At 44.3% G+C, this 14,797-nt stretch carries 16 protein-coding genes; 12 read left to right on the top strand and 4 right to left on the bottom strand.

The features are described 5' to 3' along the window. Positions 1-199 precede the first annotated feature (199 nt). Positions 200-787, top strand: a complete 588-nt coding sequence (locus ACFSDB_RS08350; protein ID WP_204891848.1) for a GNAT family N-acetyltransferase — start codon at positions 200-202, stop codon at positions 785-787. Between the two features lie 167 nt (positions 788-954). On the opposite strand, the gene ACFSDB_RS08345 is transcribed toward ACFSDB_RS08350, so the two are convergent. After that, positions 955-1,698 (bottom strand): MerR family transcriptional regulator, encoded by a 744-nt coding sequence (locus ACFSDB_RS08345; protein WP_204891847.1) that lies wholly within the window; start codon positions 1,696-1,698, stop codon positions 955-957. A gap of 44 nt (positions 1,699-1,742) precedes the next feature. Next, positions 1,743-2,603: an Hsp33 family molecular chaperone HslO gene (locus tag ACFSDB_RS08340; RefSeq protein WP_204891846.1), complete on the bottom strand. Its 861-nt coding sequence runs from the start codon at positions 2,601-2,603 to the stop codon at positions 1,743-1,745. Between the two features lie 385 nt (positions 2,604-2,988). On the opposite strand from ACFSDB_RS08340, the gene ACFSDB_RS08335 reads away from it, so the two are divergent. From ACFSDB_RS08335 to ACFSDB_RS08325, 3 genes are all read left to right on the top strand, one after another. Next, positions 2,989-3,273 (top strand): hypothetical protein, encoded by a 285-nt coding sequence (locus ACFSDB_RS08335; RefSeq protein WP_204891845.1) that lies wholly within the window; start codon positions 2,989-2,991, stop codon positions 3,271-3,273. Between the two features lie 188 nt (positions 3,274-3,461). Then, a complete protein-coding gene (locus tag ACFSDB_RS08330) occupies positions 3,462-4,091 on the top strand; it encodes a class I SAM-dependent methyltransferase (RefSeq protein WP_204891844.1) in 630 nt (209 codons plus the stop codon). 111 nt (positions 4,092-4,202) lie between these two features. Next, positions 4,203-4,760, top strand: a complete 558-nt coding sequence (locus tag ACFSDB_RS08325; RefSeq protein ID WP_204891843.1) for a GNAT family N-acetyltransferase — start codon at positions 4,203-4,205, stop codon at positions 4,758-4,760. Positions 4,761-5,014: 254 nt separating this feature from the next. Here the strand turns inward: ACFSDB_RS08325 and ACFSDB_RS08320 are convergent, their stop codons facing one another. Continuing rightward, positions 5,015-5,425, bottom strand: coding sequence for an Lrp/AsnC family transcriptional regulator (locus ACFSDB_RS08320; RefSeq protein WP_204891842.1), 411 nt, complete (start codon positions 5,423-5,425; stop codon positions 5,015-5,017). A gap of 118 nt (positions 5,426-5,543) precedes the next feature. Between ACFSDB_RS08320 and ACFSDB_RS08315 the strand changes: the two genes are divergently transcribed. From ACFSDB_RS08315 to ACFSDB_RS08290, 6 genes are all read left to right on the top strand, one after another. Next, positions 5,544-6,305: an MBL fold metallo-hydrolase gene (locus tag ACFSDB_RS08315; RefSeq protein WP_204891841.1), complete on the top strand. Its 762-nt coding sequence runs from the start codon at positions 5,544-5,546 to the stop codon at positions 6,303-6,305. A gap of 41 nt (positions 6,306-6,346) precedes the next feature. Beyond that, entirely contained in the window at positions 6,347-7,546 is a 1,200-nt protein-coding gene (locus tag ACFSDB_RS08310) for an MFS transporter (RefSeq protein WP_204891840.1), read from the top strand. A 178-nt stretch (positions 7,547-7,724) separates the two neighbouring features. Continuing rightward, positions 7,725-8,285 (top strand): GNAT family N-acetyltransferase, encoded by a 561-nt coding sequence (locus ACFSDB_RS08305; protein WP_204891839.1) that lies wholly within the window; start codon positions 7,725-7,727, stop codon positions 8,283-8,285. 128 nt (positions 8,286-8,413) lie between these two features. Then, positions 8,414-9,439, top strand: a complete 1,026-nt coding sequence (locus tag ACFSDB_RS08300; protein WP_204891838.1) for an LLM class flavin-dependent oxidoreductase — start codon at positions 8,414-8,416, stop codon at positions 9,437-9,439. 150 nt (positions 9,440-9,589) lie between these two features. Then, positions 9,590-10,306, top strand: coding sequence for a GntR family transcriptional regulator (locus tag ACFSDB_RS08295; protein ID WP_204891837.1), 717 nt, complete (start codon positions 9,590-9,592; stop codon positions 10,304-10,306). A 181-nt stretch (positions 10,307-10,487) separates the two neighbouring features. Further along, entirely contained in the window at positions 10,488-11,651 is a 1,164-nt protein-coding gene (locus ACFSDB_RS08290; protein WP_204891836.1) for a mandelate racemase/muconate lactonizing enzyme family protein, read from the top strand. 63 nt (positions 11,652-11,714) lie between these two features. On the opposite strand, the gene ACFSDB_RS08285 is transcribed toward ACFSDB_RS08290, so the two are convergent. After that, positions 11,715-12,122: a MerR family transcriptional regulator gene (locus tag ACFSDB_RS08285; RefSeq protein WP_204891835.1), complete on the bottom strand. Its 408-nt coding sequence runs from the start codon at positions 12,120-12,122 to the stop codon at positions 11,715-11,717. 279 nt (positions 12,123-12,401) lie between these two features. On the opposite strand from ACFSDB_RS08285, the gene ACFSDB_RS08280 reads away from it, so the two are divergent. Together ACFSDB_RS08280 and ACFSDB_RS08275 are read left to right on the top strand one after the other, a co-directional pair. After that, positions 12,402-13,442 carry an NAD(P)-dependent alcohol dehydrogenase gene (locus tag ACFSDB_RS08280; protein ID WP_204891834.1) on the top strand — a complete coding sequence of 347 codons (1,041 nt, stop codon included), beginning with the start codon at positions 12,402-12,404 and terminating at the stop codon, positions 13,440-13,442. A gap of 284 nt (positions 13,443-13,726) precedes the next feature. Then, on the top strand, positions 13,727-14,728 hold the full coding sequence (locus tag ACFSDB_RS08275) for a S66 family peptidase (RefSeq protein ID WP_204891833.1): 1,002 nt from the start codon (positions 13,727-13,729) through the stop codon (positions 14,726-14,728). The last annotated feature ends 69 nt before the right edge of the window (positions 14,729-14,797 follow it).

Genomic DNA, 14,797 nt, shown 5'->3' with positions numbered 1-14,797 from the left:
TCGGTTGTTTTAAAGCGTTCGGAAAGGTGTACTTTTACGAACGCTTTGAAAAACTATCTTTAGTTTGAGAAAGATCTGTTACCTCAAAAAATGTAAAATGATACACTTACTTATGAATAATTAGAAGGTTTTGTTTTCTTCGCCTTACTGAATAGGCAAGAGAAGACAAAAAAACTTAGCAGAAGGGAACTATGGACATATGAAGACAGATGTAATATTAGATGGGAATGCAGTTTGCCTTTTTCCTCTTGAAATCTCACATACCGAAACTTTATATGAGGCTTTAAAAAGTCCAGAAGTCTGGGAATATACATGGCGAAAAGTTGAATCTCTAGAAGATATTAAAGAAATTGTAAGTGCAGCTATTTCGAGTAAAAAGAAGGGGCTGCATCTGCCATTCTTAATAAAAGATAAGATTACTGGAAAGGTCGTCGGTTCTACTCGAATTGGCGATATTGATCATGTAAATAAAAATGTTGAAATTGGTTGGACTTGGATCGCTCCTGAATATTGGGGAACTAAGGTCAACACGGAATGTAAATTCCTTTTGCTTCAATATTGTTTTGAAGAGATGAAAGTAAATCGTGTTCAATTTTCTGTCAGTGGACAAAATTTCCGGTCGCAAAAAGCGGTAGAGAGAATAGGCGCAGTAAAAGAAGGGACATTTCGTAAGCATCGGGTAAAGGCAGATGGAACTATACATGATAATGTGTTTTACAGCATCATCGATACAGAGTGGAGTACTGTAAAACAGCAATTAATTTGTTTGCTGGAGAAGAAATACTAATTTCTTTTACATTGATAAAATTTTAAAGAGAAGAATTAAAAGTGAAACGTTATATTAAATAATTTAGTTTACATATCATGAATTTATCGGCAGTTATCTAAAAACAAATACAAGAAAGGAAGAGGGAAGGCCTACTTATCAGCTTTTCCTCTTCCTTTCTTATAAAATCACTTAGGATTCAACGCTTGATTGATAAATTGGTATAGCTCGCCATCTATTTCATATTGCAGTTCGTTTCCGGGGTTATCAGCATGAAAACGTTCGGCTTGCTTGCGGAAAGCCTTATCGCCTTCGGAAAAGACATTCACAATGTCATTCCATTTTTTCGCTAAATCTTGTACCTTTTCATCGGAAGGAGAAGCGCCTTTTTCTTTTTCCAATCGAATTTCCTTGATAAGACCGTTAAATTCTTGCTCTGCCTGCTTTAAAAGTTGTTTGTCGGCATTTTCATATCTGCTTTCCATGGTAGCCAATTGCTGCTTCGAAAAGTATTTTTCCTTATTCATTTTTAGCGCCTCCATTAATTTAGTAAGTTCTGAAATCGAGAGGGTCCGATTTCTGTGTGCAGCCGATAACGCATTTTCCAACTCGGCTACTAGTTTTTGCTGAACCTCTATTTCTTTTTTGACCCGAGAAATTTGGGTTTGCAAAATCTCCGCAACAGTTTGTTCCTCCGGATTAGATAACAGAAGCTGTATTTCTTCTAACGACATTCCCATCTGCTTTAAGGACAAGATTGGCTGAAGACGTACCAAATCTGCTTTCGTGTAAATCCGATGCCCTGACTCCGTATACTGAGAAGGTGAAAATAAACGGATTTGATCGTAATAGCGTAAGGTTCGAATCGTTAAACCCGCCAATTCTGCAACTTCTCCGACTTTCCAATGTTCCTTCCTCCGCTTAGCCTCCATTTAACAACATTTCTATTCACCAACTAAAAACGAGAAATTCTAAGTTAGAGGAGTTGCTGCATCTCCTTTTGCTCGAACGTGTAGGTTTTCCCGCAAATATGGCAAAAAGCTTCAATGTCTTCATTTCGTTCAATGCTCCGTTTGATTTCCTCTTCACTCAATGAATAAAGCATGCCATGGAACATTTCTTTACTGCATCCGCAGAAAAATTGACTGGAGCTATGGCCGATGATTTTTGCATCTCCAAACAACTGGATTAATGTTGCTTCGCTGTCACTTGTCTCCTCAGCGTTCAGTTTGCTGAAAATATCTGGATTGGCTTTCACAATCATTTTCACTTCTGAAAGCAGGTGTGGTGGTGCACCGGGAAGCAGTTGTGCATATAGTGCATGGCTGGAAAGAAGGGAAGCTTCATTATCCAACTGAATGTCGGAATAAAGATAGGTCGGCGTCTGATCACTCTGCACAAAATAGTTGGCAATATCATCAATGACATTTTGATTTGGCATATCAGTAATGCTGGTGAATTGATTCATCTCAGAGCCCTTTATGACACGAATCATTCCAGATGGTCCGATCAAGTCTTGCATCGACTTTTCTGCTATTTCAGAAGATCTTAAAAGTTCTCCGTTCAGGTATCCTCGGACATTACCGTTCGCTTCGGCTTCTGCAAAAATTTTATGTCGAGGGTTACTCAACGTTACTTGGAGGCTCATTCGCTGGTTCCCTTTGAGCGTACCAGAGAGTATGCTCATCGCTGATATCGTTTTGCCTAATAGCAGTTTATGAGATCTAGGAAGTTCCTGGTTTAAAGCAAAGATATTTTGAAGCAGCTGGGTATTATCGATAAGATATAAACGAATCTGCGCTTCATAGATCAATGCCTTAGTAATGGTATCTTGCATAACCGTTCCTCCTTTACAAAAGTAAGTTAGTTTTACTATAAAACATTACCCTACGTAAGGTTCAAGGAATAAATACAATTTTTAAGATATTTATTTTTAAGTTAACATATGAGGGATTATCGGTAACCGCAAAGAATATAATATCATTGAATAAAAGGAAGAGAGAATGCTGGTATTCTTTCTTCCTTTTAATTTTTGGAATTCGCTTATTAAAACGGCTATTCTTATTCAAGCTTTAATTTGGAAACTTTTGTAACCTTATGTCGTTAATAAAGAGTATATAAACTTTCTGCCAAATGAGATTAGTTTTTAAAAAGGATGCGACTGAACTATTTGATATTTTTATTAGATATTCATAACAAATAAAAATAATGGAAGCGTAATCATGTGGTTCATACTCGGTCTTATTGCAATAGCAGCGACTTGTTTAAATCTTTATATGTATGCTACTGGCAAAGACTATAAATTGGCAATGGCACTGGGATTATCGTTTACAGCTTTAACAGTCGTGGCAGATTACAGCATGGTGGCTGATTGGGTAAGGGCAGAAGATTGGTCTGCTTTACTGGATGTGGTGCCTATCATGGCAGTGGCGTTATGGGTTTTGACGATTACATCGATTTTATTGAATATAGCTCCCATATTTTTAGAACTGAAAAACAAAAAATAAATAACTTATTCTTCTTGGGCAAAAATTTTTGCTTATCATGAACTTATTGTCTTTTTAGTTTGAAGAACTGTACTTTTCAGACCGCTTGTTTTACATGCTTTACGACAAGAGCGGTGAAGCAGGAAATTAGATGCCTCCAAGAGAACTAGGTAAATATAGAACTTATTAAAAAATGAAGTTGGTGAATTGTGGAGCTAAAGGATAAAATTAAAAAGTTTATTGATAACCAATACAAAACTCCAAAGGGCTTGATCGGGACTTATATCGGCGAAAAGATGGTCGTGCAGCATAAACCGGAAACACTATGGACAATTGAACGGTTGAATCTTCAGCCAGGAGACAGTGTATTGGAACTCGGATGTGGGGCTGGCTACGCCATGAAACTTATTCTGAAGAAAAACATAGTTAAAGAGATAGTAGGGTTGGACCTTTCGCCGGCTGTGATTCGATCAGCTGCTATTAGAAATAAAAAAGCGTTAAAAGAAGGAAAAGCGAAGTTAGTCCAGGGAAATGTGAATAGGTTACCTTGTGAAGACGAACAATTCGAAAAAGTATTCAGCATCCACACGATCTATTTTTGGGATGAACTATCTGCCACAGTAACTGAAATATTTCGGGTCTTAAAACCTGGCGGGGAATGCATCATTACGCTTAGTAATGGCAAGAACGAGGAGAAGTGGGAAGGCATAGACCGCATGGTAGAGGATCAATTGATGCCGCTTATGAAGGGCCAAGGATTTTCCGAAGTCGGATTAATAAAAGGCCCGACTTCAAGGGGTTTTCATACTGTAGCTGTTTCCGGTAAAAAGAAGGATTAAGCAATTGGCAACTGCATAAACAGAAAGGAAGGGAGGGGATGATTCCAACACATCTTCCCTCTCTTTCTAATGAAAACTGACATTGTTAATCTATATTGAAAGGTGAGATCTATGGAACAAAAAGAAGAGATTACAATCAAACCTTTGGAGGAAAAACTTATAGGAGTTGTGAATAAAGCAAACGAGCCTTTTCCGGTGATCGGAAAAATTCTCCCTCGCTTTTTAGACGGTGCCTGGTCATACGAAGAACAGTTATATGACACCAAGTCGGAAACGCGATTTCCGGATGACCAGCTTCAATGGAAAGAGTACATCGACAGCGAGGAGAAAGCGGTATTTTTGGCGTTCCATGAAGAGGAATGCATTGGGCAGATTCGCTTGGTGAAAGACTGGAACCGCTTTGCTTATATTGAAAATATCGCCGTCCGCAAAAGTTTTCGGAAAAGCGGGGTTGGGCGCATGCTGCTGAAAGTTGCAGAAACATGGGCGCAGGACAAGTCTTTGATCGGCCTATCCCTTGAAGCACAGAATGACAATGTGATTGCAGGCCGTTTTTATGAGAATGAAGGGTTTGTGCTGGGCGGTGCTGATACGATGAAGCAGCACGCAAATCCGAATATCGATATTACGTTATACTGGTACAAGGTTTTTGAGCTTAAGAAACGATAGCGTGGCAAGGCTTCCATCCCATCGTTTCATAAAAATCAACATGAATATTAGCAGGAAATCAGTACATAGTTTACATATCATAAATATTGAAAAGGGTAGGAGCTTTGTTTAAGTTCCTGCTCTTTTTTTGTCCATGAATGCATACTTTTACAGACGCTTATTAAAATGCGATTGCCTAAAACGGTAATTAAAAAACTTGGAGCAATGAATACGATAGAAAAGTACTCATTACACCAAGTCCGATATTAGCCAGGCTATTTATTGATCACAATGGAAAGTTGATAGTTTACATGCTCATTCAACTTGACCAGGAATTGATCCAGTTCTTCGTTGGATGGGAATTTGCATTCGAGCAGGTAGCAGCTGTCCCCGCTGATTTTGTAATTGTTGAGCACGTATGGCTCCTGGGTTTTCAGAAAAGACAGGTAGGGCTGGTGATGCGTGCTTTTGGTATAAATACTGATGATGGCGTGCACATGGTATCCCAACTTTACTTGGTTGATTTTGACGGTATAGCCTTCGATAATTCCGCTGCTTTCCAACTTCTCCACTCGGGCCGAAGCGGCAGGCCCGCTTAGGTGGATTTTCTGTCCCAGCTCTTTCATCGAAATACGGCTGTTCCTGGAGAGTTCATCTAATATCTGCAAATCCGTATTATCCAACATTTATTTCATATCCTTTCAATAATAAAGTCAAAGGGGGAAAAGACTTGATTTATGCTGTGTATTTCTAAAGTGCTCTTAGTATACACTTATCGTAATTCAAACTAAAGGAGTTAAGAATATGAACATACAACAAATCCGAAACGCAACATTGGTCATCGAATACGCAGGGAAAAAGTTTCTAGTAGATCCGTTCTTGAGCGAGAAAGGGGTTTATCCGCCGTTCCCGAATTCAGCAAGGCAAGACCAAAACAACCCGCTTGTTGGCTTGCCAATCCCGATCAATGAAATCATCCAAGATGTCGACGCTGTCATCGTGACGCATTTGCATTTGGATCACTGGGACGATGCCGCCAAAGAGGCATTGCCGAAAGACATCAAACTGTTCACCCAAAACGAAGAAGATGCCAAAGAGGTTCAAAATGCCGGCTTCCAAAACGTGGAGGTTCTGCAGGAAGATACAATCTTTGAAGGCATTCAATTGAGCAAGACAAAAGGCGAACACGGCAGAGGGGAAATATTGAAACTTGCCGGCTTGGTGTGCGGCGTAGTCCTTAAACACCAGGACGAAAAAACACTCTACGTAGCGGGTGATACTGTTTGGTACGAAGGGGTACAGGAAGCCCTCGATGCGCATAATCCTGAAGTCATCGTAGTCAACGGTGGCGACAACCAATTCGTCGAAGGCGGTTCCCTCGTCATGGGGAAAGAAGATATCTTTGAAGTGCATCAAGCGGCACCCGAAGCAATCATCATTTCCGTCCATATGGAAGCAGTCAACCACTGGGCGCTATCGAAAGAGGAATTGAGAAAGTCTGCGGCTGAAAAAGGCTTGTCTTCACAGATTTTCGTGCCGGCAGACGGCGAATCGTATACATTCTAAGAAAATAAACGAACAAGATGCTAGAGAGAAGGAGTAAAGTGATGAAGCAATCAAAACCGACACTATGGACCAAGGACTTCATCATTCTCTCTTTAGTGAATTTTTTCTTGATCTTTGTTTACCTGTTGTTAAATGCGACAATCGCGCTTTATGCGCTCGAAGAATTCGATGCAACGACCGGGCAGGCAGGCCTAACAGCTGGCATTTTCATCATCGGTGCCTTGGCAGGGCGGCTGCTGGCCGGAGGGATCATAGCCAAAATCCAATACAAGCGCTTGATGATGATCGGACTTGTTTTCTTCACGATGACAATCCTTTTATACCTGGCGGATTTCGGCCTTTCGTTTTTCATTTTCAGCCGATTTTTAAATGGCGCTGCACTTGGCGTGGCGACGACAGTGATCGGGACCCTTGTGGTCCTTGCGCTGCCATCCGCTAAAAGAGGGGAAGGCATCGGCTATTTTGCTGTCAGCACCGCGATGGCGACGGGCCTTGGTCCGTTCGTTGGCCTGTATATGGCCCAGCACACCGATTTCAAGATGATTTTCATCTTATGCCTGCTATTGGGAATAGTGAGTACGGTGATCGGCTTCTTCGTCCATGTGGCCAATACGGAACAGGCTGAAGTGGAAAGGGAAGGCAAAGGCTTCAGGCTTTCCAACTTTATCGAGCCGAAAGCACTTCCCATCAGTTTCATTGTGCTGCTGATGACGTTTTGCTTTTCCAGTGTTCTTTCGTATATCAACCTCTACGCGATTGAGCTGGATCTGGTGAGCACAGCCAGCTTTTTCTTCATCGTCTACACGGTGTCTGTTTTGGTATCCCGGCCGTTCACGGGGCGCTTGATGGACCGGATCGGACCGAATTACATCATGTATCCGGCATTTATGGTGTTCGGTGCTGGAATGGTTCTCCTTGGCAGCGCAAACAGCGCTGCCGCTCTTTTAATCGCAGCGGCACTGATCGGAATCGGATTCGGGAATATTTCTTCTATCAGCCAGACGATTGCAGTTTCAGCTGCTGCGCCTCACCGGATGGGCCTCGCGACTGCGACATTTTTCATTTTTTTCGACATCGGCAATGGATTCGGCCCTTCTCTTTTAGGACTGGTGATCCCGATAACCGGCTATCCGGCTATGTATATGGGGCTTGGCGCGGCCGTAATTGCCACAGCTTTCCTATATTACGTGTTGTATGGAAAAAAAGAAAAGAATGGCCGGAAGCGCCTGATCGAAGAATAAGAATGACCTGAAGGGCAATGAACAGTTTACGATGCTTGCGTATTTTTAATTCAAAGACAAAGAGGTCGCGGAATGCATCACTTCCATGATCTCTTTTGTTTTGCCAGAGCTTTTTTAACAAAGTATCCATGCTTGGATTTATTAAGCTTTAAAAAGAGCAATTAAAGGAGTAAATGATATGAGTTTAAAACTGGAACCTTTAACAAAAAATCAAAGCGAATTCGCTAAAGTGAAAGAGTTGTATTATGGTTCCTTCCCTAAAAATGAACGGATTCCCATGAACCTGTTGATGTGGAAAGCAAAACGGGCGTTTGTCGACTTTCTCGTGATCTACGATGAGGACGAATATATCGGTTTTACGTACTTGATCACCCATAAAAATTTGACTTATGTGCTGTATATCGCAATCGATGGCAATGCGCGGTCAAAAGGGTACGGCGGCCGGGCGCTCGCCAAAATCAAAGAGAAGTACCCGGACAACCGCATCATCCTCAATATAGAAGTCGTGGATGAGACTGCCGACAATTATGCGCAAAGGGCAACGAGAAGAAAGTTCTATGTCCGGAATGGGTATGAGGGCTCCACTTATTTGTACCAAGACCGCTGGAGCTTGTATGAGGTGATGGTGCAAGGAGGCAAAGTCCAGATCGATGAATTCTACGCTTTACTGGAGAACTTTGCAGGGGCTTTGCTTTTTTCCGTGTTCAAGCCGCACATCACATCGTCTGCAGAAATGTGAATCAAATAGTTTGGAATTAAAGAAGTTTAAAGGAAAGGGCATGAGAAGTGACGAACCGACTACCCGAATGGAAAAAGAGAAGCCGCTCGGCACATTGCTAAAGCAAAAAAAATTTAGAGGTGAAATAGATGAAGAAATTTGATGTATCCGTGTTATCCGTTGCTCCGTTAAGACAAGGCGAAACGATGAAGCAAGGAATTGATTCTGCGGTGTCGTTGGCAAAAGCGGTCGATAAGATGCGCTATAAACGGATCTGGTTTGCGGAACACCACAACCACGATGCCTATGCCAGTGCCGCCACCGCAACAATCGTTCAGCATATATTGGCCCATACAGAAAACATTCGCGTAGGGTCCGGCGGGATCATGCTGCCGAACCATTCTCCGGTAGTGGTCGCGGAACAATTTGGAACCCTGGAAACCTTGTATCCGGACCGGGTGGATTTGGCGTTGGGCCGGGCGCCGGGGACGGATCAAAAGACAGCGGATGTGATTCGGCGTTCCAATCACAATGGCGTGTTTTTCTTTGAACGGGAAGTGCGCGATATTCTGCGTTATTTGGGGGATGCAGAAGAACAAGGAGAAGTGCGCGCCTACCCTGGCATCGGGACCCATGTGCCGGTCCTGATTTTAGGCTCCTCAACCGGTTCAGCCCAAATTGCTGCGAATCTGGGATTGCCTTATGCGTTCGGAGCGCAATTTTCACCAGAGGCGATGGAGCAAGCGCTCGCCATTTACCGGGAAAATTTCCGGCCGTCTGCTTATTTGCGGGAGCCTTATGTGATTGCGGCCATTAATGTCATTGCAGCGGATTCAATGGAAGAAGCCGCTTTTATTGCCGCCAGTCATTTGCAAGTGTATATCGATATTTATACGAATAATTTAAGCCAGTTGATCCCGCCAACCCAGGATTTCCTGGAATCGTTGTCCCAATTTGAATTGGAAATCCTCCACCACCGCCTGGGCTATACCATTATGGGTGATCCAGAAACGATTCGCCGCGAAGTGATCAACTTCCAGCAGGCCTACCAGGTGGATGAGATCATTGCTTTATCCAATATCTATGACCTGGAAAAGGAAATTCGTTCCTATGAGATTTTCAAGCAGGTCAGTGATGCTTTATTCGAAGCAGAATCCGCTACAATTTCAAAGTAAGAAAGAGGAAGAGCAATGCTGAAATGCCACTGCTCTTCCTCTTTCACTTGGATGCCGGAGGTGTCAGTGAAATCTCTCTCATTCAATTGGATATCTGATATAATTTATTCATTATCGGCACTTTAAATAAATTGAAATTTGGTGAGCCGCATGAAGGAAAACGATAAACGAAGCAACGATAAACCCGGGTTAAAGAAAACCTTATTATCCTACAAAGAGGAAGTAAACGAAGACCGATTGCCGCAACGGGCGTATCTCATCATCCGCAAAGCGATCCGGAACCTTCAGCTGCAGCCCGACGAAGCTTTCTTGGAACTAGAAATAGCGGACATGCTGGAAATGAGCCGAACGCCGATCCGTGAGGCTTTGATCCGGTTGGAAATGGATGGCTGGATCAAGTTGATGCCGCGCAAAGGGTTTAGCGTGGAACCGATCATCAAAGAAAATATCGAGCAAATCTGCCAAATTGCCGAAGCGTTGGATGGAGTGGCAGCGGAGCTGGCTACGCAGAATATGGATGAAGAACGCTTTAGAACGCTGGAAGCTTTAATTGATCAGCAGGAAAAGCATTTGCACGAGAATAATTTAAAGGCTTACACCGATATAGACGACCAATTCCATAATCTGATTGTGGATTATTCCCAGAACAAACGGCTGAAAACGGTGATGGACAGCCATTCCGATCAATTGTATCGTGCCCGGCTGTTTACGATTAATGAACGGAAACTTCCTACGCGCTCCATTTTGGAGCACCGGGCAATCGTTGCGGCCATGAGGGCAAGGGACAGCAAAGCGGTGCAAATGCTGATGCTTTCGCATCGGCATCGCGGAAACCAGGAGATCTTGAAAATCATCGACAGTAAATGAAGGAATATCAAACGGGATGAAGCGCTTCTTAACAGGAGCGTTTTTTATTTTATGAAAATAAAGTATACGTAATTAAGCGATTTTAATTATTAACTTCATTTTTTACGCATTTATTTGACTTTTACGTATACTTTAATGTATTCTTTACTTAGATTTTAAATTCGGAAGTGGGGGTTTCAAGATGAAAATAGTAGATATCAAAGAACAGGTAGTGCCGATCAAGTCGAGCATCAGCAATGCGTATATCGATTTTACGAAAATGACAGTTTCGGTTGTGGCGATTGTGACGGATGTTTTCAAGAACGGCAGACGGGTCGTAGGGTATGGTTTCAATTCCAACGGGCGTTATGCCCCGAGCGGCATCCTGCATGAACGGTTCATCCCCCGCTTGTTGGAAGCGGAAACGAATGATGTCCTGAATGACGAAGGCACCAATCTGGACCCCCATAAAATCTGGGACATCCTGATGAAAGGCGAAAAACCAGGCGGCCACGGCGAAAGGTCGGTTGCGGTAGGGACCCTCGATATGGCGGTATGGGACGCTGTCGCGAAAATCGAAGAGAAGCCTCTGTATCAGCTGCTGGCAGAGCGCTACGGAGATGGCAAGCCGGATGATAAAGTCTTTGTTTATGCGGCTGGCGGCTACTACCAGCCAGGCAAAGATGACAAGATGCTGCAAGATGAAATGACGGGATACCTAAACATGGGGTACTCAGTGGTGAAAATGAAAATCGGCAATTCGTTGGAAGAAGACATCAGACGGATCGAAGCGGTGTTGGAAGTGGTGCCGTCCGGGCAATCGCTCGCTGTGGATGCCAACGGAAGATTCGATCTGAAAACAGCTGTCGCCTACGCAGAGAAGCTGGAGCCGTATAATCTGTTCTGGTACGAAGAAGCAGGAGACCCGCTTGATTTTGAACTCCAGGCGGAGCTGGCCAAGCATTACAAAAATCCGATGGCAACAGGGGAAAACCTCTTTTCGATGCAGGATGCCCGCAACCTTATCCGGTACGGGGGCATGCGTCCGGACCGGGATTACCTCCAATTCGACTGCGCATTAAGCTACGGGCTTGTGGAATATCTGCGGATCCTCGAGATGCTGAAGGAAAATGGCTGGTCTTCCCGCAGGTGCATTCCGCACGGGGGCCATCAGATGTCCTTGAATATCGCTGCAGGGCTGGGCCTTGGCGGAAACGAATCGTATCCGGGAATTTTCGAGCCGTTTGGCGGATTTGCGGATGACATTCCGGTCGTGGACGGCTATGTCGGCCTACCGGATGTCCCAGGAATCGGCTTTGAAACAAAAGGGCCGTTGATCAAGCTGCTTCGTTCGGTGGCGGAATAAAAGCAAAGGGACCGGCTCCGAAGCCAAGTAAATCGCTTCGGAGTCAGTCCCTTTTTGTATCGGTCAGGAAATCTCGATTTTATCGGCTTTATGGATATCTTCCGTACCTGCATCCAAGGCAGCCTGATAGTATTGGCATTTATGGTCAATCACGGCCATGGTTTTCTTCAATTCTTCCATCTGAGCCTCTACAAGCGCCTTACGCTCCATAAACATATCGTATCGTTTTTGAAGCGTGGCATCGCCGTCGGAACACCAATCGATAAAATGCTTGATTTCCTTGATCGGCATTCCTGTCGCTTTCAGGCATTCAATGATTTTCAAAGCGCTGATATCGGATTCTTTGAATGAACGGATTCCGCTGGCAGTCCGTTCGACAAATGGCATAAGGCCCTCTTTGTCGTAATAGCGCAAGGCGTAGACAGAAAGATTCAATTGTTTCGCAACTTCACCGATTGTATAAGTGGCCATCTTTTATTTCCTCCTATTCATCCATTTCTAAACTTCGAGCAAGCTCTAGGAATCGACAGGATACCATGAACGGAGTGCCGGGTCAAAACCGGAATTTGGGAATATGGCTCATTTGATTGACCATAATACTTGACCTAGAGTTAACTAGAAGGATTACGATGGGTTTGCAAGACCCAAAAGCAAAGGGCGGATGCAATGAAGGGAATTCAGCTTGAACCCTTTCAGCAGCCTCACGGATGCAGGGTTTTAGCAAATCTTTTTTTCCTAGGAGGTTTATTGATGTCGACTGTTAAAGCACGGGCTATTTACGGCCCAGACAAAACTTTTCAAAAGACCGAAATCACACGGCGCGAACTTGATAAACATGATGTGCTGATTGAAATCAAGTTTGCAGGCATCTGCCATTCGGACATCCATACGGCACATGGCGAGTGGGGGCCGGTGAATTATCCATTGGTTCCTGGCCATGAGATTGCCGGTATCGTCACCGAAGTAGGAGCCGGAGTCACGAAGTACAAAGTCGGAGACCGGGTAGGGGTCGGATGCATGGTGGATTCCTGCGGCGAATGCGAGAACTGCCAACAAGGCGAAGAGCAATACTGCTTGAAGGGCAACGTCCCTACTTATGCCGGCGTGGATAAATACGGCGAGCCGACCCAAGGCGGCTATTCGACACACATTGTCGTTGTTGAGGACTTTGTCTTGAGAATTCCGGATAACATTGAACTGGATGCCGCAGCACCGCTTCTTTGTGCCGGAATCACGACTTTTTCGCCATTGAACCATTGGGGAGCAGGCCCTGGCAAGAAGGTAGCGGTTGTTGGCCTTGGCGGACTCGGCCATATGGCCGTTAAAATTGCACACGCCATGGGCGCCGAAGTGACGGTTCTGTCCCAGTCGCTGAAAAAGAAAGAAGACGGCTTGCAATTTGGGGCGAAAGACTACTACGCCACAAGCGATCCGGAAACATTCGAAAAACTCACGGAATCTTTCGACCTGATCATCAATACCGTAAGTGCCCAGCTCGATTTGGACGCATACTTAGGGTTGCTGGCTCTTGATGGTACGTTGGTGAACGTAGGGGCACCGGCAGAACCGTTGTCGCTGAGAGCCATCAACCTGATCGGCCGACGCCGTTCATTTGCAGGCTCTTTGATCGGCGGGATCCGCGAGACCCAGGAGATGCTCGATTTCTGTGCAGCAAATAATATTGCGCCAAGCATTGAAGTGATTTCGGCTAACCGGATTGACGAAGCTTATGAACGGGTGCTGGCCTCAGATGTGAAATACCGTTTTGTCATCGATATCAGCACCATGTAAATTGTAGCCAATAATTTATCGTGCCAATAAAAAGGATGTTCCAATAGCCAGGCTATTGGGGCATCCTTTTGTTTTCCAACGAATTACAAGGAAGAAGGGGGAGCATGGAAGCGAATGCAATTTACAGACGCTGTCAATTCGGGGTATTCTTAAGGCTCAGTGTTTTTTTAATTGCAGGAATACTTGTTTAAATTGAATTAAGCCATTTTTATAGAAGAGGAAGGACGAGAAATGTTGAAAAAATCGGCAGCGGAAAATCGGTCCGTCCAAGGAGAGGTTTATTGATGACACTTTTACATCGCTTGAAAAAAGGGGATAAAATCGGAATTTACAGCCCTTCTTCTCCTGTGACCCATACTTCGCCCATCCGCTATGCCCGGGCAAAAACCTTCTTGGAAGCAAAGGGGTTTGAAGTAATAGAAGGCAGTTTGACCGGCAAAAGGGATTTCTATCGTTCCGGGACGATCCAGGAGCGGGCAGAAGAGTTGAATGAGCTTATCCGAAATCCGGAAATCAGCTGCATCATGTCCACCATCGGCGGGACAAATTCAAATGCGCTCCTGCCTTATATCGATTACAAAGCTTTTCTGGAAAACCCGAAAATCATGATTGGCTATTCAGATGCAACAGCAATCTTGCTCGGCATCTATGCGAAGACTGGAATTCCGCCTTTTTACGGGCCGGCGTTGGTTCCTTCATTCGGAGAACTCGAACCGTTTGTCGATTATACATATGAGTACTTTTCCACTTTCTTAATGGAAGAACAAGAGGCTCCGTTTATGGTTCCGATACCGGCCTATTGGACTGATGAGCCGGTGAATTGGGAAATGAAAACGGTGGAGAAGGAAAAGAGGCAGAACCGTTGGCATTGTGCAAGGGAAGGTGTTGCCACAGGCAGGTTGATTGGCGGGAACTTGAACACCATGGCAGGATTCTGGGGCAGCCCTTATATGCCGGCCATAAATACCGGAGATATTCTATTGCTGGAGGATTCGATGAAAACAGCTTCCGTTGTAGAGAAAAACTTCAACTTATTGAAAGTGAACGGCGTATTTGATCGGGTGGCGGGAATCCTGTTAGGAAAACATGAGCTGTTCGACGATGAAGGCACCGGAAGAAAGCCGTATGATATTCTGCTGGAAGTTCTGGGGGAGCAGAATATCCCGATACTTGCCGATTTTGATTGCGCCCATACCCATCCGATGCTGACGATGCCTATCGGACGGACGGTCAGACTCGATGCGGCGAAAAAGAGCGTTCAGCTCATGGAACGATGGATTTTGTAGAATTCGTTTCACCGATTATGAAAGATCGAAAGCTAATGTGTTCAAACCACTTTCTTGCTTTTGAATTCA

The organism is Planococcus chinensis, from assembly GCF_042681545.1.
GTDB classification, from domain to species: Bacteria; Bacillota; Bacilli; order Bacillales_A; family Planococcaceae; genus Planococcus; species Planococcus chinensis.
This window is presented reverse-complemented; position numbering and strand designations above follow the sequence as displayed.

Bases quoted from the DNA above. Each gene is read 5' to 3' on its own strand.
- ACFSDB_RS08350 (WP_204891848.1), top strand. From the start codon at position 200: ATGAAGACAGATGTAATATTAGATGGGAATGCAGTTTGCCTTTTTCCT.
- ACFSDB_RS08345 (WP_204891847.1), bottom strand. From the start codon at position 1,698: ATGGAGGCTAAGCGGAGGAAGGAACATTGGAAAGTCGGAGAAGTTGCA.
- ACFSDB_RS08340 (WP_204891846.1), bottom strand. From the start codon at position 2,603: ATGCAAGATACCATTACTAAGGCATTGATCTATGAAGCGCAGATTCGT.
- ACFSDB_RS08335 (WP_204891845.1), top strand. From the start codon at position 2,989: ATGTGGTTCATACTCGGTCTTATTGCAATAGCAGCGACTTGTTTAAAT.
- ACFSDB_RS08325 (WP_204891843.1), top strand. From the start codon at position 4,203: ATGGAACAAAAAGAAGAGATTACAATCAAACCTTTGGAGGAAAAACTT.
- ACFSDB_RS08320 (WP_204891842.1), bottom strand. From the start codon at position 5,425: ATGTTGGATAATACGGATTTGCAGATATTAGATGAACTCTCCAGGAAC.
- ACFSDB_RS08315 (WP_204891841.1), top strand. From the start codon at position 5,544: ATGAACATACAACAAATCCGAAACGCAACATTGGTCATCGAATACGCA.
- ACFSDB_RS08310 (WP_204891840.1), top strand. From the start codon at position 6,347: ATGAAGCAATCAAAACCGACACTATGGACCAAGGACTTCATCATTCTC.
- ACFSDB_RS08305 (WP_204891839.1), top strand. From the start codon at position 7,725: ATGAGTTTAAAACTGGAACCTTTAACAAAAAATCAAAGCGAATTCGCT.
- ACFSDB_RS08300 (WP_204891838.1), top strand. From the start codon at position 8,414: ATGAAGAAATTTGATGTATCCGTGTTATCCGTTGCTCCGTTAAGACAA.
- ACFSDB_RS08295 (WP_204891837.1), top strand. From the start codon at position 9,590: ATGAAGGAAAACGATAAACGAAGCAACGATAAACCCGGGTTAAAGAAA.
- ACFSDB_RS08290 (WP_204891836.1), top strand. From the start codon at position 10,488: ATGAAAATAGTAGATATCAAAGAACAGGTAGTGCCGATCAAGTCGAGC.
- ACFSDB_RS08285 (WP_204891835.1), bottom strand. From the start codon at position 12,122: ATGGCCACTTATACAATCGGTGAAGTTGCGAAACAATTGAATCTTTCT.
- ACFSDB_RS08280 (WP_204891834.1), top strand. From the start codon at position 12,402: ATGTCGACTGTTAAAGCACGGGCTATTTACGGCCCAGACAAAACTTTT.
- ACFSDB_RS08275 (WP_204891833.1), top strand. From the start codon at position 13,727: ATGACACTTTTACATCGCTTGAAAAAAGGGGATAAAATCGGAATTTAC.